Raw genomic sequence first — 10,895 nt, forward strand, 5'->3', positions numbered from 1 at the left:
TTTGATATTAGGTTTCATCTGGCAGTTCATTTTCATCAGTGTTTTCGATGACATCGGAACAGCCCTCGGCATCGAGGCGTTGAGCGGCTGGTTGTCCACGAAGAACACTGGGTTCTGGGGACTTGTGATTCTAACATGCTGGCAAATGGCCGGTTATATCATGATCATTTACATTGCATACTTGCAGAACATCCCAAAAGAACTGATTGAAGCAGCGGAAATCGATGGAGCGAACAGCTGGCAGCGCCTGCGCCATATTACGTTCCCGCTAGTCGCACCTGCGTTCACGATCAGTATGTTCTTGACGTTGTCTACGTCTTTTAAGATTTATGACCAGAACCTGTCGCTGACAAATGGTGGTCCGTTTAACTCGACCCAGATGGTGGCGATGGAAATCGTCAAAACGGCGTTCAACGAAAACAACATGGCATATGCACAGGCGAAAGGGATCATTTTCTTCGTGATTGTGGCGGCAATCGCCATTACGCAAGTGTATTACAATAAAAAACGGGAGGTCGAAATGTAATGAAAAGCACCGAACTGAGCGGCGGCCGGATTGCAGCCCAAAGCAAATCGAAAGGCTTGAAGCTGGACAAAACAAAACGCAACTTGATCATTATTGAAATCGTCGGCCTGTTGATCGCCTTGTTGTGGCTGTCCCCGTTTTATTTAATGCTTGTCAATGCTTTCAAAACGAAACGCGAGATCTTTGAAGGGGTACTCGGGCTTCCGACAGCCTTGACGTCAGAGAACTTCGTCAATGCGTTCATTGATTTGAACTTTATGTCGTCCCTGTTCAACTCGCTGTTGGTCACAGGTGCCAGTGTGGCTATTATCATCCTTTGTTCCTCCATGGCAGGGTATGCTTTGGCGAGGAACAAGAGTAAGTTGAGCGGTGCCCTGCTGCTTGTATTCGTTTCCGCGATGTTGATTCCGTTTCAATCGGTGATGATTCCCTTGGTCTCCTTGTTCGGGCAGGTGGAAATGCTGAACCGTGCCGGCCTGATCTTCATGTATCTTGGTTTCGGATGCAGTTTGTCGATCTTCCTTTATCACGGGGCAATGACCGGTATCTCCAAAAGTTTGGATGAAGCAGCGATCATTGACGGAGCGAACAAATTCCAGACGTTCTGGTACATTATTTTTCCGTTATTGAAACCCATTTCCGTGACAGTGGCGATCTTGAACGTTATCTGGATCTGGAATGATTACCTGCTTCCATCGTTGGTATTGGAAGAAGCGAATGCGACGATTCCGTTGAAGATGTTCTATTTCTTCGGTCAATACACCAAACAGTGGCATTTGGCGCTGGCAGGATTGACGATTGCGATCATCCCGGTCATCATCGGTTACTTCTTCGCCCAGAAGCAAATTATTGACGGGGTTTCCGAAGGGGCTGTAAAGTAAGCCAACCAACCTGCGAAATATTTCCAACATACTATAGAATTTTCCATATTATTGTAATAGAATTGGTGTAAATGGGTTGTGAATCCGTTTACACCAATTGTTGAATAAGGGGTGAAGATGGTGTCTGTGACAATAAAGGACGTTGCCAAGCGCGCAAATGTAGCTCCATCAACGGTTTCCCGCGTGATTTCAGATAGTCCGAAAATAAGTGAACGGACAAAGCGAAAAGTCCGGAAAGTGATGGAAGAGATGGGGTACCATCTCAACTATAATGCGCGTGTACTCGTGCAGCGGTCAACGAAAACAATAGGAATCGTAATGAAAAATTCCGCAAGTCAGTCCTTGCATAACCCGTTTGTACCAGAGGTGATCAGAGGTATAAGCAGTAGCTGCCGCCAATTGGATTACAGCATCAATCTTACAACAGGAGAATCAGAGGAAGCTATTTTTGAAGATGTGGTCAAGATGGTGCAGGGAAAGAGAGTGGATGGGCTCATCGTTCTATATTCAAAAAAAGACGACAAAGTCGTCCCATATCTAAAAGAAAACGGCATTCCTTTTGTGGTTGTGGGTAAACCAATGACAGGATCCAGCACAATAATGTCGGTAGACAATGATAACATTCAGGCTGCTCAAGAGGTTACCGAATACTTGATAGGCTTAGGGCACAAACGAATTGCGTATATTGGTCAAGAATCAGAGTTCCAGTTTGCGAAGGACCGGTTAAATGGATACCTTGCCGCAATGCAGGAACATGATTTGAAACCCGATGAAGACTACTATTTAAAGTCCTTTCATTTTGACCGGGAAAAGGGGAAACAGGTTGTCGAGAAATTAATGGCACTTCCTGAACCTCCTACTGGACTGATCGTAACCGATGACATAAATGCGATGATTGTTTTACTCGTCTTGCAGGAAATGGACATTAAGGTGCCGGATGAGGTTAGTGTGGTAGGTTTCAACAACACCATTGTTTCCACTTTATCGAGTCCAGCTCTTACTTCAGTCGATACGCAAACTTATCAATTGGGACATGAGTCGGCGCGCTCGCTTATCGAACTGATCAATGACCCGGGAATGTTCAAAAAGAGTGTCATTATCCCGACGGTTTTAGAAATAAGAGAATCATGCGCACCGTGCAAGGAAGTAATCGAACCATTAACTGAAATAAGGTAAAAAATTTTTAATTGTAATGCAAACGGTTTCCTGGTGTTTGCATTTATACATAATAACTTTAGGATACAAGGGGGATAAGACCATGAAGGTGGTTGTATGGAACGAGAATAGACACGAGCAGACAAATCAGGTTGTTGCCGATATATATCCGAAAGGGATTCATGGAGCGATAGCGGACTTTTTGAAAGAAGACAATTTTGAGGTGAGAACGGCTACTTTAGACGAGCCGGATCATGGTTTACCTGATGACGTCTTGAAAGAAACAGACGTACTGATTTGGTGGGGACATCAGGCGCATGACGAAGTAGACGATGAAATCGTGGAAAAGGTACAGAAACGTGTGCTGGAAGGAATGGGACTGATTGTATTGCATTCAGGTCATTTCTCCAAGATCTTCAAAAAGTTGATGGGGACTACATGTGATTTGAAATGGCGGGAGGCGGATGAAAAAGAACGGTTATGGGTGGTAGATCCGACACATCCGATCACAGATGGCATTGGAGAATTCATCGAGCTCGAAAAAGAAGAAATGTATGGAGAACATTTTGATATACCGGTACCGGATGAATTACTTTTTGTCAGCTGGTTTGAAGGCGGAGAAGTATTCCGAAGCGGCTCCACTTACAAAAGAGGCAGAGGAAAGATATTTTACTTCCGGCCGGGGCACGAAACATATGCTACCTATCATAATGAAAAAATACAACGTGTGATCAAGAATGCTGTTCAGTGGGCAAACTCATCCGACACCCCGGTACCGGTCTATGGAAACGCACAGCCACTAGAACAAATAAGAGAAAAATAAATCAGATTATAAATAGAGGGGGAATATGAGATGAAAAAACTACGAGTAGCAGTAATCGGCTGTGGGAGTATTGCAAAAAACAGACATTTAGTAGAATACGAGAACAACCCGGTAGTAGAGATAACAGCTGTTTGTGATATCGTCGAAGAAAGAGCGAATAAGACGGCGGAAAAATATAACGCTTCTGCCTACATAAATTATCTACAGTTGCTGGAAGTGGAAAAGATAGATGCTGTGAGTATTTGCACACCTAATTACCTTCATGCGCCTATGAGTATTGCGGCATTGAATGCAGGCTGTCATGTATTATGTGAAAAACCAATGGCCACCACTGCAGAAGAGGCGGAAGCTATGATAGAAGCTGCCCGACTAAATAACAAGAAGCTGATGATCGCCCACAATCAGCGTTTCGTTCCCTCCCATGCTAAGGCAAGAGCTTTGGTCGAAGCAGGTGAAATCGGAAAGATTTTCAGCTTCCGCACTACATTTGGACACGGGGGCCCGGAAGACTGGAGTGCCGACGGGGCTGACAGCTGGTTCTTTAATAAGGAGCAAGCCTTTATTGGAGCAATGGGTGACCTTGGCGTCCACAAAGCGGATTTACTTCGTTTTCTGCTTGGGGAGGAATTTATGGAAGTGGCTGGTTTCATTGAAACCAGTGCCAAAGAAAACGCCGATGTAGATGATAATGCAGTGTGTATTTTAAAGACAAATAGTGGTGTTATTGGTACGCTTGCCTCCAGCTGGGCGTACAATTCCCAGGAAGATAATTCCACCATCTTGTTTGGTGAAAAAGCGACAATCAGGCTGGAAGATGATCCGCAACATGCCTTGATTGTCCAGTACACAAACGGGGAAATCGTGAAATATGAGTTGGGGCAAATCCAATCAAACGCGGAAGGTGGACAGACGAATTCCTTTGTTATCGATCACTTTATTGAAAGTATTATACTCGATAAAGAACCCTTGATTAATGGCGAGGAAGGCAAGAAGTCTTTGGAGGTCATTCTAGCTGTATTGGATTCCCATGAGACTAAACAAATTAAAAAAGTCCAAAAGGCGGTCTTGGAAGCATGAGCAATTTAAGAATGGGAATTATCGGTGTTGGAGGAATTGCACAAGGAAGACATATACCAGTATTTATGGAACTAAAGGATCGGGTGGCGATAACTGCTGTCAGCGATATCAATATCACTCGTGCTCAAGAAGCAGCAGATAAGTTTGGTATCCCGAAGGTTTATCAAGATTATCGAAACATGTTTCAAGACGTTGATGCAGTGACGATTTGTACACCGAACAAATTTCATGCAGAAATCACTGTGGAAGCACTGGAAGCGGGAGTCCACGTGCTATGTGAAAAACCAATGGCCATCACAGTTGAAGAGTGTGAGAAGATGATCGCAGCCTCGGAAAAAACAAATAAAGTGTTATCCATCGCCTATCATTATCGTCATATGAAACAAGCCCAGGCTGCCAAAAAGGCAATCTTGACCGGGGCAGTGGGTGATCCGTTAGTTGTGCGGGTTCAAGCATTGAGACGAAGGAAAGTACCGGGATGGGGAGTGTTTACCAACAAAGAATTACAGGGAGGCGGCAGCCTTATCGATTACGGCTGTCACTTGCTCGATTTAGCTCTGTGGTTGTTAGGTGATCCAGAACCTGTCCAAGTCCTTGGCAGAACTTATAACCGCTTGAGTAAAACACCGGGTCAGATTAACGAATGGGGCCCGATTGATCACGAGTCTTTCGATGTGGACGACCATGTAACAAGTTATATTACGTTTAAAAACGGTGTGTCACTGTTATTTGAATGCTCATGGGCAGCTAATATAAAAGAAGACTCCGAACACCTCAGTATTTCCGGTGTCGATGGGGGAATAAGTGTTTTTCCATTTGAACATTACCAGACAAGCAAGGAGTTGTTCATGAATACAGAAGCCCCTCCTGTTGTTGGAGACGAACCCGGCCTGCATCAGGCGGAGAATTTTATTGATGCCTGCATGGGTCAAGCGGAGTTGACGGTGAAGCCTCGAGAGGCTATGAAAGTAACAAAAATTATGGAAATGATTTATAAGAGCAGCGATTCGGAGGAGAGAACTCTTTTACCGAACTAGGGGAGGAAGCACAAGTGAAACTAGGAGTATTTACGGTATTATTTTCCGAGAAGTCCTTGGACGAAATGCTGGATCACGTAAAAGCATCCGGTCTGGATGCTGTAGAAATAGGAACGGGCGGATATCCTGGGAATGCGCACTGTAATTTGGAAGAATTATTGGAAAGTAAAGAAAAGCGGAAACAATATAAACAAGAATTTGATTCGCGCGGTTTGGCAATCAGCGCCTTTAGTTGTCACGGAAATCCGCTTTCACCAGACAAACAGTTTGCGGAAGAGTCGCATCAAACATTCGTGAAAACTGTCAAGCTCGCGTCACTACTGGATGTGCCGGTGGTCAATGCCTTTTCCGGCACTCCTGGTGACAGCGATAATGCGGCTTATCCCAACTGGCCTGTTACCCCATGGCCGACAGACTATTCTGATTTACTAAGATGGCAGTGGGATCAAAAGTTGATTCCTTACTGGAAGGAACAGGGTAAGCTTGCAGAAGAGCATGGAGTGAAAATTGGCCTTGAACTGCACGCAGGATTTCTCGTACACACTCCTTACACCATGCTTAAATTGAGAGAGGCTACGAGCGATGCAATCGGTGCAAATCTTGATCCCAGTCATTTATGGTGGCAGGGAATTGATCCTGTTGCCGCTATCAAGATTCTTGGCAGGGAAGATGCCATTCACCACTTCCATGCTAAAGACACTTATATCGACCAGGACAATGTCAACATGTACGGACTGACAGACATGCAAGACTATTCCGAAGTAAAGACGAGAGCATGGAGTTTTCGGTCTGTCGGATATGGTCACAGTCTCCAGGATTGGTCGCGTATGATTAGTGCCTTGAGGACTTATGGTTACGATTATGTAGTAAGCATTGAACATGAAGACCCGATTATGTCGATTGAGGAAGGATTCCGTAAAGCTGTAAAAAATTTAAAGAGTGTGAACATCGAAGAAGCCCCTGCGGATATGTGGTGGGCCTAGTATAATGACCCCCTTTGGTATTTAAAGGGGGTTCTTATGCTTACTTGTCCGATTTGGGACTTTGTGCGAGTATATACTGTGACAACAGGATTTCAAGGAGGCAATTTTTATGAGAGGTCTAATGGGAGGGCTGTATGCAGTAAGTGAATGGATTATGAGATTTGCAGTAACTAATATACTTTGGCTCTTCTTTAATTTCCCTATTGTATTGATCGGTTTGAATGCATTGTATGCTGAACAACCAGGGAGTGGGGTGTTTGCTCTAATTGTTTTTTCCGTACTTGCCCCGTTTTTATTTTTTCCCTCTACAGCAGCAATGTTTTCCTCAGCCAGGGATTGGATTTTACATAGGGAAGGAAGTTCGCTGATTCGTTCTTTTTGGAAATATTATAAAGACAACTATAAAAACAGTATGCTGGGTGGATTACTGCTAACTGTATTGTGGATTGTTTGGGCAGTTGATTACAATTACCTCAGCAATGTTAATATCATATTCATGTTCGCATTTTTCATCATGGGAGTTATTTTGTTTGTCTATACGATTAACTTTTTTTCCGTCATGGCCCATTATCACATGAAAGTTCGGATGATTTTAAAAAACTCCCTTTTGATCACGCTTGGAAGCCCGCTTTTATTTTTAACTATCGCCATTGGTAGTGGAATGATTCTATACGTAAGTATCAACGGTCCAATGTTTTTGATTCCATTTTTCACAGGTTCCCTGATTGCGTTCATCTCCTTTTCAGCTTTTTACCGATTATATTTAAAGCTGACTCAGGGTGCGGACAAGCAGAAATAGCATAGAAAAGAACAAAGACCGGTTTGAGAGCTTTGTTCTTTTTTCCGTCATTAGGTTGTTTGTCCCTGAATTAGTTCTACGTCGTAGACGGTATGGTCGGCTGTGTTGGAACCACCGTTTTCAATTTGTTCGATCAGTGAGGCGCACAATGCTTTTCCAATTCGGTCGAGCGGCTGCTTTACTGTAGTAAGAGCTGGATTTTTCAACATTCTGGTGAAACTGTGATAATCATAGCCGACAATCTTCAACTGGTCGGGTACCTGAAATCCTTTTGCTCCGGCATATACGTAAAGTGTGTATGCCATGATATCATTACTGCAGAATATCCCATCGTAATCATTCAAATATGGAGCAATCTCCTTTTCGATAAATGCCCAATTATCTTCGAAGGTTGCTTTCACATGGGCACCCTCCACAATTTTCCAATCAACCCCTGATTTAATACAAGTCAACTGAAAAGCGTCACTTCTTCGATTTGCGAGCAATTCCACGTTCAAAGGTCCGGAGATATGGAGTATTTTTTGGCACCCTTTTGCTATTAAGTGGTTGGTGGCAATCTCTCCGCCCCGGTAATTGTCACTTGCTACATATGGAATCGACGAAGACAAAATGCGATCAAACGATACAATCGGCATATTGGTGTTGTTGTATGCTTCCACTTCCAATGTATGGCTGCACATGATGATGCCGTCTACCCGGTTTTGTCTTAGCATGCTTATATAATTTATCTCTTTTTCTGCCTCTTGTAAGGAGTTGCAAACGAGCAGTTTGTAATTTCTTTCACCTGCATAATGCTCGATCCAATTAATCAATTCGGAAAATAGAGGATGGCCCAAGTCTGGAACTATTACACCAAGAATATAAGATTGGTTGCTTAGCAGCGCTCTGGCAATCTGATTAGGATGGTAATCTAATTCCTTCATTGCCCGCTCCACTTTTTGCCGTGTTTTATTGCCGATATACCCTCTGTTGTTCATGACTCTGGACACCGTCGTGACCGAAACCCCCGCAAGCTTTGCGACATCTTTTATGCTTACCATGGCTATTCCCCTTTGCTGTCTCTATCTTCTCCGGATTCTTGTTTACGGTTATTCTAACATTTACTGTAAACGATTTCTTTATCTTCTACCAACTACAGTGTGAAAATGTGAATAACGTTTTCAGAGGAGTATTTTCCATGACTTCCTGCTGTTTATGAACATCTTCCCAACTAAACAAAAATTGTTTCTGTATTTAAATTAATTTTTGTGAAAACGTTTGACATGTACATATTAACACTACTTGTTCTGTTTCGTAAACGTGTGCAAAAAATGAAATAGTGGAAGGAGATGTAAGTCCAGGGGCTTTTGCTTCAACTAAGAGTGGAGTGTGCCAATCTATGGAATAGAGTGTTGTTGAAAAGAGTCCAGTTGCATACTTCAAATGTTTCCGGTTCATCAGACCCGGATAAGGCGTCGATAGAAAAAGGGAATCGTTTTGTATTTTGGGAGAGTTTCCGCCTTCCTCGCGAGAAGTGAGTGTTCTTCCTCAACTGGACTACCTCATAGTCTGATAAGGATGGGAGGAAGTCAGACCGATTTTATGCAGCATATCTATTTTACAGTCTCTTTTAGCAGATAGCCTTGAAATAATAAATGGCAAGAGAGTAGCCAATATATTGGGAGCCGGCAAAACAAGTGTGTTGTGCCGAAATCATGAGATAAGGTTTTCATAAAACAGGCATGTCGTGTACGAAAAAACAACCTTGTTTGTAATAGAAAAGACCCGATAAATCAGAAAGGGTTGTGGCAAATTTGTTTATGAAAACGTTTGACATATTAATTGCATAATTATATACTCTATTTGAAAGCGAATACAAAAGGATTTTCATAAAAGGGGAGTAATTTTCATGAAGAATAAACAATTCTTTGGAAAAGCGGCAACAGCCGTGTTTATGTCTAGTATTCTATTAGCCGGATGCGGATCTTCTGACGGAGTTGGCTCAAGTTCTGGCGACAAGACAACTATCGAAATTTTCCAGGGCAAGGTTGAGTTTAAAGAACAGTTTGAAAATCTGGCAGAGAAATATGAAGAAGAAAACCCTGATATCGATATTAAAATTACGAGTGTCGGCGGGGGCACTGACTATATTAGTTCCTTGAAAACACAATTCTCTACCGGTGAAGAGCCTGAAATTTTCAGTATCGCAGGACCATCTGAAGCAGAACAATTCAAAGACAGCTTAGCAGATTTGTCAGATATGGCAGCAGCTGAGGCGGCATTGGATGGTACACTCGATCCTGTTTCTGAAGGAGAGGAAATCCATGGTATTCCATTTAACCAGGAAGGATACGGATTTGTTTACAATAAAGCTATTTTTAAACAAGCTGGTATTAACCCGGACGACCTTCACTCTTATCAAGATTTTGTGAAAGCGGTTGAAACGCTTGATAGCAAGAAGGAAGAATTAGGTATTGAGGCGGTATTTGCTCTTGCAGCAAGTGAAAAGTGGGTGTTGGGCAACCACTTAGCAAATGTGTACTTAGCACCAGAGTTCAACCATGATGTACTTGAAGCATATAACGCTGAGACAGTTGAATTTGAAAGAGGAGAAGAAATGAAACGAATGGTTGATCTCCAGAATGATTATTCGATTCAGCCATCATTGAGCCTGGACTACTCTCAACAAGTGGAAGAACACTTCTCCTTACAAAATGTCGCGATGATTCAACAAGGGAACTGGGTATACAATTCGATCCATGAAATGGACCCGGAATTTGCTGAAAACAATATTGGCATATTGCCAATGCCGATCGAAGGATTTGAAGGCAGCCTCCCTGTAGGGATTCCGAATTACTGGGCAGTAAACAGCAATAGCGATAAAGAAACAATCCAGGCATCGAAAGACTTCCTTGATTGGATGTATACTTCTGAAGCTGGAAAAGAGGCAGTTCTAAATGATTTTAAATTTATTCCTGCTTATGAAGGCTATGATACTTCTAAAATAGCAGACCCATTATCCCAGGATATTTACAGATACGCATCACAAGGAAACACAATTGGTTGGGTATTCCTTGGTTATCCAAGCAATGCCTGGGGAGACATCCTTGGAGCAAACATGCAGCAATACTTGAGTGATGAAATGACTTGGGAGGAAGTAGAAGCAAAATCAACGGAGAAGTGGGAAGAAGCAAGAAAATAATCTTTCAATTAAATAGAGCTAACAAAACAGCGTTTTTACAGTTTTGTTAGCTTCTTCTTTTAAAAGTAATAGACTATCCAAGTTTGGAGGGATTCTTTATGACAAATCGGAATTATTCGTTTTGGTTGTTCCTAACCCCAGTACTCTTAGGGCTTAGTTTGGTCGTGGTCATTCCGTTTGTGTACGGACTCGTCTACTCGTTCACCAACTGGAATGGATTAACAGCTACAGAGTTTTTAGGGTTCAAAAATTACATTGATTTGTTTAAGGACGAAGAATTTCGGGCGGCGATGTGGTTTACGATTCAGTTTTCAGTTGTTGCCGTGATTTTGCTCAACTTTATGGGCTTGGGACTTGCGCTGCTCGTCACCAGAAAGCTTAAATCCAGTAACTTCTTGAGAACGATTTTCTTTATGCCGAACTTGATCGGCGG

Annotated in this window: 11 protein-coding genes; 10 read left to right on the forward strand and 1 reads right to left on the reverse strand. The window is 42.8% G+C overall.

What is annotated here, in order from left to right:
* The 8 genes from CZ434_RS18685 to CZ434_RS18720 all read left to right on the forward strand — a co-directional run.
* The coding region (locus tag CZ434_RS18685; RefSeq protein ID WP_143262146.1) for a carbohydrate ABC transporter permease at positions 1-526 on the forward strand (526 nt) is incomplete at its 5' end.
* A 62-nt stretch (positions 527-588) separates the two neighbouring features.
* Entirely contained in the window at positions 589-1,407 is an 819-nt protein-coding gene (locus CZ434_RS18690; RefSeq protein WP_425442103.1) for a carbohydrate ABC transporter permease, read from the forward strand.
* Between the two features lie 120 nt (positions 1,408-1,527).
* Positions 1,528-2,583 carry a LacI family DNA-binding transcriptional regulator gene (locus CZ434_RS18695; RefSeq protein ID WP_077624511.1) on the forward strand — a complete coding sequence of 352 codons (1,056 nt, stop codon included), beginning with the start codon at positions 1,528-1,530 and terminating at the stop codon, positions 2,581-2,583.
* An 82-nt stretch (positions 2,584-2,665) separates the two neighbouring features.
* A complete protein-coding gene (locus tag CZ434_RS18700) occupies positions 2,666-3,385 on the forward strand; it encodes a ThuA domain-containing protein (RefSeq protein ID WP_077624512.1) in 720 nt (239 codons plus the stop codon).
* 30 nt (positions 3,386-3,415) lie between these two features.
* Positions 3,416-4,462, forward strand: a complete 1,047-nt coding sequence (locus tag CZ434_RS18705; protein ID WP_077624513.1) for a Gfo/Idh/MocA family protein — start codon at positions 3,416-3,418, stop codon at positions 4,460-4,462.
* On the forward strand, positions 4,459-5,499 hold the full coding sequence (locus CZ434_RS18710; RefSeq protein WP_077624514.1) for a Gfo/Idh/MocA family protein: 1,041 nt from the start codon (positions 4,459-4,461) through the stop codon (positions 5,497-5,499). Before CZ434_RS18705 ends, CZ434_RS18710 begins: the two co-directional genes overlap by 4 nt.
* Positions 5,500-5,513: 14 nt before the next feature.
* Positions 5,514-6,482: a sugar phosphate isomerase/epimerase family protein gene (locus CZ434_RS18715; protein ID WP_077624515.1), complete on the forward strand. Its 969-nt coding sequence runs from the start codon at positions 5,514-5,516 to the stop codon at positions 6,480-6,482.
* A gap of 109 nt (positions 6,483-6,591) precedes the next feature.
* Positions 6,592-7,281 carry a YesL family protein gene (locus CZ434_RS18720; RefSeq protein ID WP_077624516.1) on the forward strand — a complete coding sequence of 230 codons (690 nt, stop codon included), beginning with the start codon at positions 6,592-6,594 and terminating at the stop codon, positions 7,279-7,281.
* A gap of 50 nt (positions 7,282-7,331) precedes the next feature.
* Here CZ434_RS18720 and CZ434_RS18725 read toward each other — a convergent pair whose 3' ends face one another.
* A complete protein-coding gene (locus CZ434_RS18725; protein ID WP_077624517.1) occupies positions 7,332-8,321 on the reverse strand; it encodes a LacI family DNA-binding transcriptional regulator in 990 nt (329 codons plus the stop codon).
* 848 nt (positions 8,322-9,169) lie between these two features.
* Here CZ434_RS18725 and CZ434_RS18730 point away from each other — a divergent pair.
* Both CZ434_RS18730 and CZ434_RS18735 read left to right on the forward strand, forming a co-directional pair.
* On the forward strand, positions 9,170-10,462 hold the full coding sequence (locus tag CZ434_RS18730) for an ABC transporter substrate-binding protein (protein ID WP_077624518.1): 1,293 nt from the start codon (positions 9,170-9,172) through the stop codon (positions 10,460-10,462).
* A gap of 98 nt (positions 10,463-10,560) precedes the next feature.
* A partial coding sequence (locus tag CZ434_RS18735) for an ABC transporter permease (protein WP_143262163.1) occupies positions 10,561-10,895 on the forward strand: 335 nt, incomplete at its 3' end.

The sequence above is a fragment of the Sediminibacillus massiliensis genome, from assembly GCF_900156915.1.
Classification (GTDB): Bacteria; Bacillota; Bacilli; order Bacillales; family Amphibacillaceae; genus Sediminibacillus_A; species Sediminibacillus_A massiliensis.

What these genes read in the sequence shown, in the direction of transcription:
- CZ434_RS18700 (WP_077624512.1), top strand. Translation starts at nt 2,666, where the DNA reads ATGAAGGTGGTTGTATGGAACGAGAATAGACACGAGCAGACAAATCAG.
- CZ434_RS18720 (WP_077624516.1), top strand. Translation starts at nt 6,592, where the DNA reads ATGAGAGGTCTAATGGGAGGGCTGTATGCAGTAAGTGAATGGATTATG.
- CZ434_RS18730 (WP_077624518.1), top strand. Translation starts at nt 9,170, where the DNA reads ATGAAGAATAAACAATTCTTTGGAAAAGCGGCAACAGCCGTGTTTATG.
- CZ434_RS18710 (WP_077624514.1), top strand. Translation starts at nt 4,459, where the DNA reads ATGAGCAATTTAAGAATGGGAATTATCGGTGTTGGAGGAATTGCACAA.
- CZ434_RS18705 (WP_077624513.1), top strand. Translation starts at nt 3,416, where the DNA reads ATGAAAAAACTACGAGTAGCAGTAATCGGCTGTGGGAGTATTGCAAAA.
- CZ434_RS18725 (WP_077624517.1), bottom strand. Translation starts at nt 8,321, where the DNA reads ATGGTAAGCATAAAAGATGTCGCAAAGCTTGCGGGGGTTTCGGTCACG.